This is a genomic window from Streptomyces sp. NPDC087844 (genome assembly GCF_044742785.1).
Taxonomy (GTDB): domain Bacteria; phylum Actinomycetota; class Actinomycetes; order Streptomycetales; family Streptomycetaceae; genus Streptomyces.
Genome location: NZ_JBIUVD010000003.1, coordinates 347,692 through 363,960, shown reverse-complemented (window position 1 = coordinate 363,960; position 16,269 = coordinate 347,692). Strand labels below are relative to the sequence as shown.

Genomic DNA, 16,269 nt, shown 5'->3' with positions numbered 1-16,269 from the left:
TAAGGCGAAGGACGTGAAGGGCGGGCGAACGTGGAGAAGTTCGCCCGCCCCCAAGACATGCGTTACTTGGTGACACCCGCGTCCTTGAGAGCCTTCTGCCAGTCGGCGACCGTGCTCGGGTTCGTGATCACCTTGTCGTTGATCTTGATGGTCGGCGTCGAGTCGACACCCTTGGCGTCGTCGAACGTCTTGCTCATCTTCATCGCCCAGGCGTCGTACGTGCCCTTCTTGACGGCGTCCTGGAACTTCTTGTTGTCCTTCAGCGCGTCCACCGAGTTCGCCACCTTGATCAGGTAGCTGTCCTTGGCGAGGTCGTCGGTCGTCTCCTCGGGGTGGTACTTCGTGGAGTAGAGCGCGGTCTTGTACTCCAGGAAGGCTTCGGGGCTGACGTTCAGCGCGGCGCCGAGCGCGCTCACGCCGTTCTTCGAGCCCTCGCCGCCGAGGTTGCCGTCGAGGAAGGTGCCGAGGGTGAAGGAGAGCTTGTAGTCGCCGTCCGTCATGCCCTTGTTGACGGTCTCGCCGACCGTCTGCTCGAAGGAGGCACAGGCCGGGCAGCGCGGGTCCTCGTAGAGGTGGACCGTGTTGTCGGTCTTGGACTCGCCGATGACGACGGTCGAGCCGTTCTTGCCGCTGGTGTTGGCGGGGGCGACGACCTTCGCGTCCGCGGCGGCGTCCCACTTGGAGGGCTCGTTGTCCTGTACGACGGCGTAGCCGATGCCGCCGGCTATCGCGAGGACCGCGACGATCGAACCGGCGACGATGATCTGCCGCTTGGCCTTGTCGCGCTTGGCCTGCCGCTCGCGCTCGATGCGCAGCCGCTCACGGGCCGCCGACTTCGAGGCCTGGCTGTTCCGCTTGCTCATGATTTCTCCGTGGGTGTGACAGGTGTACGGGGACTGGTGTGCTCAGGCGGGAACGGCCGAGCACGGCGGTCCACGCCGTCCCATGGAGTGCACGAAGAGCCGCGTACGCGTGGCGGCGACCCGGTGGGTGGGCCGCGGCAGCCGGCGCACCGGAGTGAGATGCACGGTCACCGCGGCGACCGCGACCAGCAGCGGACGGAACGTGGCGGCGGCCATCGCGTCCAGGAGCTGGGCCAGGGCCCGCTCGCCGCGGCGCAGCCAGGCGGCGGCGAGGAGGCCGACACAGATGTGCGCGCCCAGCAGCAGCCAGGCGGCGCCCGGATCGGCCTGCGCGAGCAGGGCCGCGGCGGGGGTCGCCTCGCCGCCCGTCACCCGGGCCAGCGGGGTGCCGACCTCGCCGCCACCGCAGAGCACGTCGAGACCGACCGAGCGCAGGGGGCCCGCGACCGGGCCGCCCGCCTTGCCGTAACAGGCGTGCTGGCCCGCCGTGAACAGCGTGTCGGCGGCCAGCTCCAGCGGGATCAGCAGGGCGGCGATCCGCCCGAAGCCGCGCTCGCGGCCCGCCAGCGCGTACGCGACGACGAAGACGGCACAGCTGAGCGCGGCCACGCCGGCCAGCGGCAGGGGGACCCGGGACAGCAGCACGTGCGACGCGGTGCTGAGCGTCACGACCAGTGCCGTGAACAGCGCCGCGCGAACGGCTCTGAGCTGGGTCCCGGATATGTCCATGGTTCCGAAGAGTCTGTCACGTACTCCTGTAAGGGACCCCTAAAGGGTTCCTGTGGGTGGCCGCGGTCCGGCGGTCCCGGTCGGTGGGCGGGCGGTCACAGGCCCGGGATCCGTCCGTTGCGGAACAGGTCCACGAAGATCTGGTGGTCGGCGCGCGCACGGGCGCCGTACTCGTGCGCGAAGTCCACGAGGAGGTCGCCGAAGCTGTCCTCGTCGCCCGCGATCGCCGCGTCGATGGCGCGCTCGGTGGAGAACGGCACCAGCTCCGAGTGGCCGCTCTCGTCGTCCGCGGCCGCGTGCATGGTGGCGGTGGACCTGCCGAGGTCGGCGACGACCGCCGCGATCTCCTCCAGGTCGTCGATGTCACCCCAGTCCAGGTCCACCGCGTACGGCGAGACCTCGGCGACCAGCTGGCCCGCGCCGTCCAGCTCGGTCCAGCCCAGCCACGGGTCGGCGTGCGCCTGGAGGGCGCGCTGGGAGATCACCGTGCGGTGGCCCTCGTGCTGGAAGTACTCGCGGATCGAGGAGTCCGTGATGTGCCGCGAGACGGCCGGGGTCTGGGCCTGCTTGATGTAGATCACCACATCGTTCTCCAGGGCGTCGGTGGCACCCTCCAGAAGGATGTTGTACGAGGGCAGCCCGGCCGAGCCGATGCCGATGCCACGGCGGCCCACGACGTCCTTCACCCGGTACGAGTCCGGGCGGTCGAGGGACGACTCGGGCAGCGTCTCCAGATAGCCGTCGAAGGCGGCCAGGACCTTGTAGCGGGTGGCCGCGTCCAGCTCGATGGAGCCGCCGCCCGGCGCGAAGCGGCGCTCGAAGTCGCGGATCTCGGTCATCGAGTCGAGCAGCCCGAAGCGGGTCAGCGAGCGCGCGTCCCGCAGGGCGTCCAGCAGGGGCCCCTGGGCGGTGTCCAGCGTGAAGGGCGGCACCTCGTCGCTCTTGGCGCCCGTCGCCAGGGCGTGGATGCGCTCCCGGTAGGCCGCCGCGTACGTCCGCACCAGGGAGGTGATCTGCTCGTCGCTCAGCGCCTTCGCGTGGCCGATCAGGGCCACGGAGGCCGCGAGACGCTTGAGGTCCCAGGTGAACGGGCCGACGTACGCCTCGTCGAAGTCGTTCACGTTGAAGATCAGCCGGCCCTGGGCGTCCATGTACGTGCCGAAGTTCTCCGCGTGCAGGTCGCCGTGGATCCACACCCGGGAGGTGCGCTCGTCCAGGTACGGTCCGCCCCGCTTCTCCTGCTCCAGGTCGTGGTAGAAGAGCCCTGCCGTCCCGCGGTAGAACGCGAACGCCGAGGCCGCCATCTTCCGGAACTTCACACGGAAGGCGGCCGGATCGGCGGCCAGCAGCTCGCCGAAGGCGGTATTGAAGACGGCGAGGATCTCTTCGCCGCGCTGCTCGGCGCTGAGCTGCGGAACCGACATCGCTGGGTGCCTCCTGGTGCAGGTGATGCATGACGAGTGGAACGGAACACGGGGTCCGCCGGAGCGGTTGTCACCGTCATCCTCCAACGGACGGGGATACACGGGAGTGCCCGTTTCCCCTTCCTTGAAGGTACGTACGAAGGTACGGGGGAGGGAGCTCGGAGTGTCAGTGCTCCGGCATAGACTTCGTCGCTGTCCCCCAGACTGCCCGCAGCTCGCAGGGACCCCGTCGACGCCAGTTCTTCTTGGAGGCCGAAGCCGTGTCAAAGCCGCCGTTCACGCACCTGCACGTCCATACCCAGTACTCGCTGCTGGACGGTGCCGCGCGGCTCAAGGACATGTTCGACGCGTGCAACGAGATGGGCATGTCGCACATCGCGATGTCCGACCACGGCAACCTCCACGGGGCGTACGACTTCTTCCACACGGCCAAGAAGGCGGGCGTCACCCCGATCATCGGCATCGAGGCGTACGTCGCCCCCGAGTCGCGGCGCAACAAGCGGAAGATCAAGTGGGGCCAGCCGCACCAGAAGCGCGACGACGTGTCCGGTTCCGGTGGTTACACCCACAAGACGATCTGGGCGGCGAACCGGACGGGCCTGCACAACCTCTTCAAGCTCTCCTCGGACGCGTACGCGGAGGGCTGGCTGCAGAAGTGGCCCCGCATGGACAAGGAGACCATCTCCCAGTGGTCCGAGGGGCTGATCGCCTCCACGGGGTGCCCCTCCGGCGAGCTGCAGACCCGGCTGCGCCTCGGCCAGTTCGACGAGGCGGTCAAGGCGGCCTCCGAGTACCAGGACATCTTCGGCAAGGACCGGTACTTCCTGGAGCTGATGGACCACGGCATCGAGATCGAGAGCCGGGTCCGCGCGGACCTGCTGCGGGTCGGCAAGAAGCTGGGCATCCCGCCGCTGGTGACGAACGACTCGCACTACACGTACGCGCACGAGTCGGTCGCGCACGACGCGCTGCTGTGCATCCAGACCGGCAAGAACCTCTCCGACCCGGACCGCTTCCGCTTCGACGGCACCGGTTACTACCTGAAGTCGACGGACGAGATGTACGCCGTGGACTCCTCGGACGCCTGGCAGGAAGGGTGTGCGAACACCCTCCTGGTGGCCGAGCAGATCGACACGACCGGCATGTTCGAGGCGAAGAACCTCATGCCGAAGTTCGACATCCCCGAGGGCTTCACCGAGGTCACCTGGTTCCAGGAGGAGGTGCGCCGCGGCATGGAGCGCCGCTTCCCCGGCGGCGTCCCCGACGACCGCCAGAAGCAGGCCGAGTACGAGATGGACGTCATCATCCAGATGGGGTTCCCGGGGTACTTCCTCGTCGTCGCCGACTTCATCATGTGGGCCAAGAAGCAGGGCATCGCGGTCGGCCCCGGCCGAGGCTCCGCGGCCGGTTCGATCGTGTCGTACGCCATGGGCATCACCGACCTCGACCCGATCCCGCACGGTCTGATCTTCGAGCGGTTCCTCAACCCCGAGCGCGTCTCCATGCCCGACGTCGACATCGACTTCGACGAGCGCAGGCGCGTCGAGGTGATCAGGTACGTGACCGAGAAGTACGGCGCCGACAAGGTCGCCATGATCGGCACGTACGGCAAGATCAAGGCGAAGAACGCCATCAAGGACTCCGCGCGCGTGCTGGGCTATCCGTACGCGATGGGCGACCGGCTCACCAAGGCGATGCCCGCCGACGTCCTCGGCAAGGGCATCGACCTGAACGGCATCACCGACCCCAAGCACCCGCGCTACGGCGAGGCCGGCGAGATCCGCGGGATGTACGAGAACGAGCCGGACGTGAAGAAGGTCATCGACACCGCGAAGGGCGTCGAGGGCCTGGTCCGGCAGATGGGCGTGCACGCGGCCGGCGTGATCATGTCCAGCGAGCCCATCGTCGACCACGCGCCGCTCTGGACGCGCCACACCGACGGCGTCACGATCACGCAGTGGGACTACCCGCAGTGCGAGTCGCTCGGCCTGCTCAAGATGGACTTCCTGGGCCTGCGCAACCTCACGATCATGGACGACGCCATCAAGATGGTGAAGGCCAACAAGGGCATCGACCTGGAGATGCTCGCGCTCCCGCTGGACGACCCCCAGACCTTCGAACTGCTCTGCCGCGGTGACACCCTCGGTGTCTTCCAGTTCGACGGCGGCCCGATGCGCTCGCTGCTGCGCCAGATGCAGCCCGACAACTTCGAGGACATCTCCGCCGTCTCGGCCCTCTACCGGCCGGGCCCGATGGGCATGAACTCGCACATCAACTACGCGGAGCGCAAGAACAAGCGCCAGGAGATCACCCCGATCCACAAGGAGCTTGAGGAGCCGCTCGAAGAGGTCCTGGCGGTCACCTACGGCCTGATCGTCTACCAGGAGCAGGTCCAGAAGGCCGCCCAGATCATCGCCGGCTACTCGCTCGGCGAAGCCGACATCCTGCGCCGTGTGATGGGCAAGAAGAAGCCCGACGAGCTGGCGAAGAACTTCGTCCTCTTCCAGGAGGGCGCACAGAAGAACGGCTACAGCGCCGAGGCGATCCAGGCCCTGTGGGACGTGCTGGTCCCGTTCGCCGGATACGCGTTCAACAAGGCCCACTCGGCCGCGTACGGACTGGTCTCGTACTGGACCGGCTATCTGAAGGCGAACTACCCGGCCGAGTACATGGCCGCGCTGCTCACCTCGGTCAAGGACGACAAGGACAAGTCGGCGGTCTACCTCAACGAGTGCCGGCGCATGAAGATCAAGGTCCTGCCGCCGAACGTCAACGAGTCGGAGCAGAACTTCGCCGCGCAGGGCGACGACGTGATCCTCTTCGGCCTCTCGGCCGTCCGCAACGTCGGTACGAACGTCGTCGAGTCGATCATCCGCAGCCGCAAGGCCAAGGGGAAGTACAACTCGTTCCCCGACTACCTCGACAAGGTCGAGGCCGCCGCCTGCAACAAGCGCACCACGGAATCCCTCATCAAGGCCGGTGCCTTCGACACGATGGGGCACACCCGCAAGGGCCTCACCGCGCACTTCGAGCCGATGATCGACAACGTGGTCGCGGTGAAGAGGAAAGAGGCCGAGGGGCAGTTCGACCTCTTCGGCGGCATGGGCGAGGCGGACAACACCGAGCCCGGCTTCGGCCTCGACGTGGAGTTCACCACCGACGAGTGGGACAAGGCCTACCTCCTCGCCCAGGAGCGGGAGATGCTCGGCCTGTACGTCTCCGACCACCCGCTCTTCGGCCTGGAGCACGTGCTGTCCGACAAGGCCGACGCGGGCATCGCCCAGCTCACCGGCGGGGAGCACGGGGACGGCGCGGTCGTCACCATCGGCGGCATCATCTCCGGCCTCCAGCGCAAGATGACCAAGCAGGGCAACGCCTGGGCCATCGCCACCGTCGAGGACCTCGCCGGCTCCATCGAGTGCATGTTCTTCCCCGCGACCTACCAGCTGGTGTCGACCCAACTCGTCGAGGACGCCGTGGTGTTCGTCAAGGGCCGCCTCGACAAGCGCGAGGACGTGCCGCGGCTGGTCGCGATGGAACTGCAGGTCCCGGACCTGTCGAACGCGGGCACCAACGCGCCCGTGATCCTCACCATCCCGGCCCTGAAGATCACCCCGCCCATGGTCAGCAGGCTCGGCGAGATCCTCAGTCACCACCGGGGCGAGAGCGAGGTGCGGATCCGGCTCCAGGGCCCGAGCAGGACCACGGTCCTGCGGCTCGACCGGCACCGGGTGAAGGCCGACCCCGCGCTCTTCGGCGACCTGAAGGTGCTGCTGGGCCCGGCCTGCCTGGCGACAACCGGCTGACGGCTTTCCCGCATCACCGAACATCCGGGCATCCGAACATCCGGGTATCCGATTCTCCCGGCCTCCGGGTCTCCGGACCGGCGCGAGGGGCGCACCCGTGCACGGGTGCGCCCCTCGGCGTGTGCCTGGGCCGCGATGGCCCGTGCGCCCGGCTCAGTTGTGGCCGAAACGCTTCTGGTGCTTGCGGGCGACATCGGCCGGGCTGCCCTGGATCTGCGACACCGGCGACTGCTGCGCCTGTGCCGAGGACCGCTCGGACTGCTCCTGCGCACGCTCCGGCTGCGACGAGCGGTCCTGCTCGCCGCCCTGCTTACGGTTCTTGTTCTTGGCCATGACGCTGCCTCCTACGGGGGATCAGGGGGCCCAAGCCCCCTAGGGCCGGACTCAGACTCACATAGGCTGAGGAGTCGCGCATTTCGGAGAATTACCGTGCGTAATAAGGTCTGTGGGCGAGTGATACGCCGATCCGCCACGCCGAAGATCGAGTTCCGGCCGTTAACCTCCGCGTGGTCGGGCAGACTCGAAGGAAGCCCGAAGCAAACCTCCCGGAAAGAGGGTGGATCGCGTGGACCGCTGCATCGTCCTGGTGGACGCCGGTTATCTGCTCGGGGCCGCTGCCAGTCTCCTCGCCGGGGAACCCTCGCGATCCCGGATCACCGTTGACCACGCCGCCCTCATCCAGGGGCTGCGCGAGCGCGCCGAGTCCGAGACGGATCGGCCCCTGCTGCGCATCTACTGGTTCGACGGCGCCCCCGACCGCGTACCGCAGCCGGAGCACCGCAGACTGCGGGTGATGCCCCGGGTCACGGTGCGCCTCGGCGCGCTGACCCGCAGCGACGGGCGGTGGGCGCAGAAGGGCGTCGACGCCGCCATGCACGCCGAGCTCACGGAACTGGCGCGCAACCGTGCCTGCTCCGACGTCGTGCTCGTCACCGGCGACGGGGATCTGCTGCCCGGCATGATGGCCGCCAAGGAACACGGGGTCGCCGTGCACCTGTGGGCCGTACAGGCCGCGGACGGCGACTACAACCAGTCCGAGGACCTCGTCGCAGAGGCCGACGAGCGGCGGGTGCTCGACCGGATCTGGATCACCAAAGCCGTACGGGCCAAGGACCTCGGCGGGGTCTGCGCGCCGCCGCCCGTGCCGCGGCCCGAGATCGCCGCGATCCTCTCCGCGCCGCTGCCCGAGTCCGCGCTGGGGTCCGCCAATGAGCGGGCCGTGAGCGAACGGACCGTGGGGGAAAGGACCGTGGCGGAGGCCGAGCACACGCAGGCCGCGCCGGGCGAGAACGGCACGGAGGCGCGGGTGCCGGCCGCGAAGGGTGTTCCCACGCCGAAGGACCTGGCCGCGCTGCGGGCGCCCGGACCGCCCGGTGCGCCCGGCGGCCCGGCGGCGGCCCAGCATCCCGCGAACGCGACGCTGCGCTGGTCGTCCGACAAGGGGTGGGTGGACCGGCCCGGCACGGCCGCCGCCGCCGAGAACGCGGAGGCCGCGCTGCTGCCGACGCTCGCGCAGCTCACCTCGGCCGAGCAGCGGTGGGCCGACCGCGAGGAGGACATCACCACGGTGGGCGGTGATCCGTTCGAGGTCGGGCAGGTGTTCGCCCGGCGGTGGATGGAGCGGCTGGCCGACCAGGCGCAGCTGCCGAAGCTGTCCACGATGTATCCGCGGGTGCCGCACCGGATCGACGGGGAGCTGTTGCGGTATGCCGCGCGGTTCGGGCTGCTCGCGCACAAGGACGACCAGATCGACGAGCATGACCGGTATGCGATTCGGGCGGGGTTCTGGCGGGAGATCGACGCGCGGACCGCGGAGCATGCTGCCGCGGGGGAGTAGGTGGGGGTTGGCCTCCCGGCGGGCTTTGCCGGTGCGGGTGGGAGTGGTGCGGCGTCGGCCTGGGCGTTGTGTGTCGGCTGCGGGTCGGTGGGGACTTGTTGCGCAGTTCCCCGCGCCCCTGCGGGGGTGGGGCCTTGCGTGTCTCTGACGGCCATGGGGGACGGTCGCGGTTCCCGCGCTCCTGAGAGCTGGTGGGGGGCGGTCGCGTAGTTCTTCGCGCCCCTGACGGCTGGTGAGGGCTTGTTGCGTGGTTTCTCGCGCCTCTGACGGCTGGTGGGGGGTGGTGGGGGGCTTGTCGTGGGGTTTTTCGCGCCCCTGGGAGGCGCCCCCCAGCGCCTGTTCCGGGCGCGGTATGTCCGCCCCGCGCGTTGTTCGGGGGGCGGGACCCCGTAGTCTCGGGTCTCGTGAGTACGCGCACCGCACAGGCAGTCCGGGACGGGCACGGTGGGGATGTCGTGTGCGCGGTACGGGATCTCACCAAGACGTATCCGGCGGTGCGCGGCCGGCGCGGGCAACCCGCGACACCCGAGGTGCGGGCCACCGACGGAGTACGCATCGACATCCGGCAGGGCGAGATCTTCGGGCTGCTCGGACCGAACGGCGCGGGCAAGACCACCCTCGTACGCCAGCTGACCGGGCTGATGCGCCCCGACCGCGGCAGCGTCGAGATCCTCGGGCACGACATCGTGCGCCACCCCGAGCGGGCGTCGCGGATTCTCGCGTACCTCGGGCAGGAGTCCACCGCGCTCGACGAGCTGACCGTGTCGCTCGCCGCGGAGACGACCGGCCGGCTGCGCGGGCTGGACGTGCGCAGCGCGCGGGCCGAGCGGGACGCGGTCCTGGAGGAACTGGGGCTCACCGCGCTCGCCTCACGGCCCCTCAAGAAGCTCTCCGGCGGACAGCGGCGGCTCGCCTGCTTCGCCACCACCCTCGTCGGCGTACGGCCCTTCCTGGTTCTCGACGAGCCCACCACCGGCATGGACCCCGTCGCCCGCCGGGCCGTCTGGAGCGCCGTCGACCGGCGCCGGGCCGAGCAGGCCACCACGGTCCTCCTGGTCACCCACAACGTCATCGAGGCGGAGACCGTCCTCGACCGGGTCGCCGTCCTCGACCGGGGCCGTGTCATCGCCTGCGACACCCCCTCCGGGCTGAAGGAACAGGTCGCCGGCGAGGTGCGGCTCGAACTCGTCTGGCGCGAGCGCGCCCCGCTCGACGTGCCCGAGGTCGCGGCCCTGCGCGACCGCGCCGTAGAGTCGGGCCGTCGCTGGTCGCTGCGGCTCTCTCCCGAGGAGGCCCGCGCGGCCGTCGGGGCGGTCACCGGCGGCGCCGCCTTCGCGGCTCTGGACGACTTCACACTCGCCACGCCGAGCCTGGAGGACGTGTACCTGGCACTGGGCGGCAGCGCCGGGAGCGTACGGGGGTTGGTCAAGGCGTGAGCGTTCGGGCCGCCGCAGCCGTACGGAACAGGTGCGGACGGAACAGGTGCGGACACAGCAGGCACAGACGAGACAGGCACAGACGAGACAGGTACAGGACGACAGCCGAAGCGAACAGGAGCCGCTCGACGTGAGTGTCGTACCCGCCGAGGTCCTGCCCGGCGCAGCCCGTGTGGACGGGAGCCGGGGCGTGGACATCACGGACACCGAGGACGGTGCCCGTGCCGTGGCCCCGCTCGGGCCGCGCGCGCGGCTGTGGCCGGCGCTGGCCGCCGTCTACCGGGCACAGCTCTCCCGGGCCAGGGTGGCGCGGATCCCGCTGCTGTTCGTGGCGACCTTCCAGTCGATCGGGATCATGGTCCTGATGCGCGGGGTCGTGGACGGCGGCGGTGAGGCGCGGGCCGTGGTCGCCGGTTCGTCGGTCCTCGTGGTCGCGTTCGTCGCGCTCAACCTGCTCGCCCAGTACTTCGGCCAGCTGCGCGCCAGCGGCGGTCTCGACCACTACGCGACCCTGCCCGTGCCGCCCGCCGCCGTCGTGCTCGGGGCGGCCGCCGCGTACGCCTCCTTCACCGTGCCGGGGACGCTCGTGACCGCCGTCGTGGGCAGCGTCCTCTTCCAGCTGCCGATGACGCACCTGTGGATCCTCGTCGCCGTCATCCCGCTCGCGGGCGCGGCGCTCGCCGGGCTCGGCGCGGCGCTCGGACTGCTCGCGCCCCGCCCCGAACTGGCTACACTGCTCGGCCAGTTGGGCATGTCCGCCGCGCTGCTGCTCGGCGTGCTGCCACCGGACCGGCTGCCGACGTTCGTGCAGTGGGCGCGTGATCTGATGCCCTCCACCTACGGGGTCGAGGCGCTCGGGCTGACCTTCGGGCCGGACCCGGACTGGGGTCTCGTGCTGCTCGACCTCGCCGTGTGCGCGGGCGTCGGTGTCGCCTCGCTGGCCGTGGCGACCTGGGCCTACCGCCGGGCGGCCGTCCGGTGACGCGCCCGACAGGCGGGCCTGGCACGATGTCGGTGTGACCGCACCGCTGAACCCGCCTCCGCCGCCGCACCACCAGCCGCCGCACGACGCCTGGCAGGCGCCGCCCGCCGGGTACGGGCTCGGCCATGAGGAGGACGGTCCCGGAATGAAGAAAGAGCTGCGCGAGGCCGCGATCATCACGGTCGCGATGGCGGTCGGCGGGCTGCTGCTCGGCGTCCTGTGGTGGTGGCTGGCACCGCACGTGCCGCTCGTCTCGGACGACACCACCGTCTACCTCAAGGACACGGAGGGGGAGCAGGCCATCGGCGTGGACGGAACGTTCACTCTGCTGGCGCTCGCCCTCGGTCTGGTCAGCGCGCTGGCGGTGTTCCTGCTGCGTCGCCGGGGCGGAATCACGCTCGTCGTCGCCCTCACCGTCGGCGGCGTCCTCGGCTCCCTGGTCGCCTGGCGGCTCGGCGTCTGGCTCGGACCCACCCAGGACGTGGTCGCGCATGCCAAAGAGGCCGGCAAGGGCGTCACCTTCGACGCCCCGCTGGAACTCGGGGCCAAGGGCGCGCTGCTCGCCTGGTCCGTCTCGGCCCTACTGGTCCACCTGGGCCTGACAGCCCTCTTCGCCCCGAGAGACCCGGACCCCTTCGAGTCCCCGTACCACCCGCAGGCCCCGCAGGCCCCGCAGGCCTGACGGCGAGCGCCCCCAAGGGGCGCGGGGCACTGAGCGGCCGGCCACGACGCACCCGCGGCCGACCCACCGACCTACCCGTACAGCCCTCCCAGCGGAGCGCTCACGCCGGCCGGCGTCCGTGGTTCGCCCGACCCTTCCGGATACGCCACTTCCGCTTACGCGTCTTCTTCGACATGTCCTCGGTACTTAACCGAGAACCCGGCCCCCGTCGAGAGGCCGCGCACGCCCGTCGAGAGGTCAGCCCCGCCCGACGTCCGCCACCACCGCGCCGGTGAGCCGCGCGAGGTCGTCCGGAGCCAGTTCGACCTCCAGCCCCCGCCGCCCGGCGGAGACGCAGATCGTGGTGTGTCCGCGCGCGGACGCGTCCAGCACCGTACGGAGCCGCTTGCGCTGCCCGAGCGGCGAGATGCCCCCGCGGACGTACCCCGTGGTGCGTTCCGCGGCGGCCGGATCGGCCATCGCGGCCCGCTTGCCGCCCACCGCCGCCGCCAGCGCCTTCAGGTCGAGGGAGCCCGCCACGGGCACGACGGCGACCGTCAGGCCCCCGTCGACGTCCGCGACCAGCGTCTTGAAGACCCGGTCCGGGGACACGCCCATGGCCTCGGCGGCCTCCTCCCCGTACGAGGGGTGCGCCGGGTCGTGTGCGTAGGCGTGGACGGTGAACTCGACCCCGGCCGCGGCGAGCGCCACGGTCGCCGGTGTCCCGCCCGCCTGCTGCTGCTTTTTCGCCTTCTTGGCCAAGAAAGGATCCTTCAGTTGAGGCTCGTCGGCCCGCGCGTCAGCTCCGACGCGGGCAGCGAGGGCAGATTGCGGATGATCGCGGTCTCCGCCCGCAGCAGCGTCAGCTCCTCGCGCAGCCGGGACGCCGTGTCCGGGGCCTGGAGCAGCCGCTGTTTCGCCGGGACGTCCAGCATCGCCGCCGCCGCGACCAGGTACGAGACGACGGACGGCTCGTCCGGCAGATCGGCCCCGGTCGCGAGCGACCGCTCCCGCGCGCCCGCCAGCCGCTTCTGGTACTGCCGGAAGGCCCGCAGCACCCCTTCCGCCAGCGCCCCGGCCTCGTCGCCGGGCTCTTCCGGCAGTTCCTCCAGCTCGGCCGTCAGATAGGGCCCCGAGGCGTCCACGGAGGCCAGCCGTACCCGGGTCGTCCCGGTGGCCAGTACCTCGAAGCTGCCGTCGGCCCGCTCCCGGATGGTTGCCGCGTCGGCGATACAGCCCACCGCGTGGAAGGCCTTCAGCGGTTCGTCGCCGAAGCCGGCCGAGGGCCCGCGCTGCGGTACGGCCGTCTGGTCGGGCATACCGGGCGAGGTGGCCGCGACCTCGTGGCCGTCGCGGATGGCGACGACGGCGAACCGGCGCGGTTCGTCCTCGGCGGTCTTGAGCAGATCGCGCATCATCGCGCGATAACGCTCCTCGAAGATGTTCAGCGGCAGGACGAGCCCGGGAAACAGCACCGAGTTCAGGGGGAAGAGTGGGAGCCGGACGGTGGTCACGACGCGAAAGCCTAATGGTCACCGGAGGGCGTACGTCCGCCGTGCTCACTCCGTGGATGCGGAAGATCCCCGATCCGTGCCCTCAAGGGTCTGTCCGAGGCCACCTGGATCCGGATCCCGTCGCGCAGTTCGAGGAACTGGCCGAGCGGATCGTCCGAGATCCGGTCCCAGGGGAACGAGGTGGCGTACGGGCCGATCCGGCGCAGTTGCTCCAGCGCGTCCTCCCAGCGTTCCAGCCTGACCAGCACATACGTGAGGAGATTGCGGACCTCCGCGGGCCACGGGTCGGCGTCCTGGTACTCCGCGGAGAGGGCGATCGCCAGGTCGGCCGCCGAGTCGAGGCGCTCGCGGCCGACGGCGGCCCCGCCGCCCTCGGTCAGATAGGCGAAGGCCGCCCGCACGGGCAGCGCCTGGACCAGGGAGCCGGGCAGCGCGTCGTGGGCGGCGCGCTCGGCGAAGTCGAAGCACTCGCGGTGCGAGCCGTACCAGGCGGCGGACAGGTACTGCAGGGCGGCCACATGGCAGCCGTAGTGGTGCGGGGAGCGGCGGACGGCCTGCGCCCACAACTGCTCGAACTCGGTGTGCGGCGCGTTCGTGCCACGGGCGTGGTCCAGCGCGATCCGCCACGGTACGGGGTCGCGCGGGGCGCCCTCGGCTGCGACGGAGATCAGTGGTCCGACCTGGCGCAGCAGTTCGGCGCGGGCCGGTGACCGCCAGCTCCGGCACACCGCGAGCTCGGCCTTGACCAGGGCCGCGTCCGGGTCGTGCGGGGCGGCGGAGCGCCAGTCGTCGAACCACTCCCCGCGGGAGAGGGCGAAGGCCGCGAGGCGGGTCGTGTACCGGTCCCGGTTCTCCCACTCTGCGGACTCGCGGGTGGTGGACAGGAGCTTGGCCGCCGGGCCGTACTCGCCGCGGCCCGCCGCGACCAGGGCTGGGCCGAGCCGCTCGTCCGGGGCGTCGAGCAGCACCTCGTCGTCGTCGGGCAGACCGGCGGCGAGACTCGAAGTGTTCCGCGCCATCCGGACCGTACGGAGGAGCGCTCGCAGCAGTGCCATGGTGGGTCCATTGAAAACCGCAGGTCGGACGTGTACCAGTGGGTGTGCGGTGACGCTTTCGTAACCGTGGTTTGGTTGCGCGAGGATCGGTCAAGGGCAGGTAAAAGGTGACTGTCGCTCAGGTGTCAGAAGGCTGTACGGCGCCCACGCGGCCGGCGCCGCACCCCTCGCGCGACAGCCGTGGCTCAGCCGCCGTTCAGTCGCCGCTCAGCCCCTGCGGAGTGTGCGGGTCGCGCCCGCCGCCACCGTCGTCGCCAGGACCCAGCCCAGCAGGATCACCACCGCGGACAGCCACTGCCAGCCGCCGCGCAGCTGCCAGAAACCGGCCTGGCCGAGGTCGATGAGCGGCAGCAGCAGGTCGAGGGCGAAGATCGACGGGTTCCACGGCGGATGCTCACCGCTCTTGAGCGGCGGATGGGCGGCGTGCGCGAAGGCGAAGGAGGTCACCGCCCACAGCACGCCCATCCAGACGGCCGCACGCCCCGGCCGGTACCCGTAGGCGACCGTCCAGTCCTGTACGTAACCCCACAGCTTCGCCGCGATTGGCAGGTTCTCGCGGCGGTGGCGCTGCTTGGCGAGCAGCACCTCGCGCGCCTCCTCGTCCTCGCCGCCGTTGCGCAGCACGGTCGCCAGTCGCTCGTACGGCTCAGGGTTGTACTCGGGAGTGGCCGCGGCCACCCACTGCAGGCGCCGGGCCAGCGGGAACGGGCCGCGCGGCACCAGGTACTCGTACTGGAAGCCGGCCATCTGCAGCTGGCCCGCGCCCGGCCAGCTGGTCGCCTGGTCGATGAGGGTGACCACCCGCGCCCCGTTCAGCACGACCCGCCCGCGCTGCGGACGCCGGCCGAGGAACCGCAGTTCGGGCACCTGGACGCGGCGCATCGAGATCTCCTGGTCGTCGCGCAGGGTGAGGCGGGCCTGCTCGAAGTCCACCGCGTCGCCGAACCGGCCGTCGTCCAGCCGGATCCCGCCCTCGCACTCGAACCGCTGCACCCGGGTACCGCGCGCGGGGGTCCGGCCGCTGGTCAGCACGGGGTCGCCGATGCCCGCGGGGGTCAGATACATGGTGCGTTCGACGGTCAGCTGCGGTGTGTTCAGCGCCCGGCGCCCGTACGGATTGGACAGTCGGCTGCCGCGCAGGCTGAGCGAGACGCCGACCTTCGCGCCGCGCAGGCTCAGCTCGCCGTGCGACTCCATCATCTCGGCCTGGAGGTCCTGCCCGATGGTCATCCCGTCGCCGACGAGGGAGTTGTCGCGCCGGTCCCGGTAGATCACCGCCTGGTTGAGCAGCAGGTCCGTGCCTATCTGCGCGTCGGTGAGGCGCACGCCGTTGTGGAAGCGGCAGCGCGGCAGATGCAGATCACCCTCGGTGTGCAGCCGGGCCGCCTCCAGCCGCGGTATCGCGCAGTCCACCAACCGCAGAGTAGTGAACCGGGACTCCGGCAGCAGGATCTCCTTCTCGAAGCGGCAGCCCTTCATCTCGACGTACGGCTCGACGGTGCCGCCCGCGAGATCGAGCGGGTCGACGATCCGCACCCCGGCCAACTTGAGGGAGGCCACGCGGCCGTCCAGCGCGGGCGGCCCGTTCAGCAGCAGCCGGCACACGATCCGGGCCCGCACCGTGCGCTCAGGGCCCCAGGGGCGGTCGCCGTGCGGATCGTCGACGTCGTCGTCCCCGGCGCGCAGGTCGTACACGCTGCCGTCGCGGAATGCCTGCCACATGCCGGCCTCGACCGTGCTCAGGTCGTCGGGCAGTTCGCCGACGCGCGGGCCGGCCCCATCGGTCACGGTTTTCTCGCACTCCTCAGTTACTCGCCAGTTCGTACAGCCGTCCCTGTGATGCCCGCTGAGTCGGCGTCTGAACGCTGAGAGTGACGATGGTGACTCTCGGTGACTTTCGAGAGGTCGGATCAAGCCACCCGCCGACCGGCGATCCGCGGCTCGTATCAGCGATTGATACAG

General features: G+C 70.6%; 13 protein-coding genes. 5 read left to right on the top strand and 8 right to left on the bottom strand.

What is annotated here, in order from left to right:
• Nucleotides 1-62: 62 nt before the first annotated feature.
• The 3 genes from ACIOKD_RS08515 to ACIOKD_RS08505 form a co-directional block, all read right to left on the bottom strand.
• Complete coding sequence (locus tag ACIOKD_RS08515; RefSeq protein WP_402080041.1) at nucleotides 63-863, bottom strand: DsbA family protein; 801 nt, start codon at nucleotides 861-863, stop codon at nucleotides 63-65.
• Between the two features lie 42 nt (nucleotides 864-905).
• Nucleotides 906-1,592 (bottom strand): hypothetical protein, encoded by a 687-nt coding sequence (locus ACIOKD_RS08510; protein ID WP_402080039.1) that lies wholly within the window; start codon nucleotides 1,590-1,592, stop codon nucleotides 906-908.
• A 95-nt stretch (nucleotides 1,593-1,687) separates the two neighbouring features.
• Entirely contained in the window at nucleotides 1,688-3,016 is a 1,329-nt protein-coding gene (locus ACIOKD_RS08505) for a DUF2252 domain-containing protein (RefSeq protein WP_402080037.1), read from the bottom strand.
• Nucleotides 3,017-3,276: 260 nt separating this feature from the next.
• Between ACIOKD_RS08505 and dnaE the strand changes: the two genes are divergently transcribed.
• Entirely contained in the window at nucleotides 3,277-6,822 is a 3,546-nt protein-coding gene (dnaE, locus tag ACIOKD_RS08500) for a DNA polymerase III subunit alpha (protein ID WP_402080035.1), read from the top strand.
• Nucleotides 6,823-6,975: 153 nt separating this feature from the next.
• Here dnaE and ACIOKD_RS08495 read toward each other — a convergent pair whose 3' ends face one another.
• Nucleotides 6,976-7,155 (bottom strand): hypothetical protein, encoded by a 180-nt coding sequence (locus tag ACIOKD_RS08495; RefSeq protein WP_189769960.1) that lies wholly within the window; start codon nucleotides 7,153-7,155, stop codon nucleotides 6,976-6,978.
• A 232-nt stretch (nucleotides 7,156-7,387) separates the two neighbouring features.
• On the opposite strand from ACIOKD_RS08495, the gene ACIOKD_RS08490 reads away from it, so the two are divergent.
• The 4 genes from ACIOKD_RS08490 (at nucleotide 7,388) to ACIOKD_RS08475 (ending at nucleotide 11,759) form a co-directional block, all read left to right on the top strand.
• Entirely contained in the window at nucleotides 7,388-8,659 is a 1,272-nt protein-coding gene (locus ACIOKD_RS08490; protein ID WP_402080032.1) for an NYN domain-containing protein, read from the top strand.
• A 404-nt stretch (nucleotides 8,660-9,063) separates the two neighbouring features.
• On the top strand, nucleotides 9,064-10,095 hold the full coding sequence (locus ACIOKD_RS08485; protein ID WP_402080030.1) for an ABC transporter ATP-binding protein: 1,032 nt from the start codon (nucleotides 9,064-9,066) through the stop codon (nucleotides 10,093-10,095).
• 130 nt (nucleotides 10,096-10,225) lie between these two features.
• Nucleotides 10,226-11,077, top strand: coding sequence for an ABC transporter permease (locus ACIOKD_RS08480; RefSeq protein ID WP_402080028.1), 852 nt, complete (start codon nucleotides 10,226-10,228; stop codon nucleotides 11,075-11,077).
• Nucleotides 11,078-11,111: 34 nt separating this feature from the next.
• Complete coding sequence (locus tag ACIOKD_RS08475) at nucleotides 11,112-11,759, top strand: AAA family ATPase (protein ID WP_402080026.1); 648 nt, start codon at nucleotides 11,112-11,114, stop codon at nucleotides 11,757-11,759.
• Nucleotides 11,760-11,996: 237 nt separating this feature from the next.
• Here the strand turns inward: ACIOKD_RS08475 and ybaK are convergent, their stop codons facing one another.
• From ybaK to ACIOKD_RS08455, 4 genes are all read right to left on the bottom strand, one after another.
• Entirely contained in the window at nucleotides 11,997-12,500 is a 504-nt protein-coding gene (gene ybaK, locus ACIOKD_RS08470; protein WP_402080024.1) for a Cys-tRNA(Pro) deacylase, read from the bottom strand.
• A gap of 11 nt (nucleotides 12,501-12,511) precedes the next feature.
• Entirely contained in the window at nucleotides 12,512-13,252 is a 741-nt protein-coding gene (locus ACIOKD_RS08465; RefSeq protein WP_402080022.1) for an LON peptidase substrate-binding domain-containing protein, read from the bottom strand.
• A gap of 11 nt (nucleotides 13,253-13,263) precedes the next feature.
• Complete coding sequence (locus tag ACIOKD_RS08460) at nucleotides 13,264-14,307, bottom strand: hypothetical protein (RefSeq protein WP_402080020.1); 1,044 nt, start codon at nucleotides 14,305-14,307, stop codon at nucleotides 13,264-13,266.
• 207 nt (nucleotides 14,308-14,514) lie between these two features.
• Nucleotides 14,515-16,095, bottom strand: a complete 1,581-nt coding sequence (locus ACIOKD_RS08455; protein WP_402080018.1) for an oxidoreductase — start codon at nucleotides 16,093-16,095, stop codon at nucleotides 14,515-14,517.
• Nucleotides 16,096-16,269: the final 174 nt, after the last annotated feature.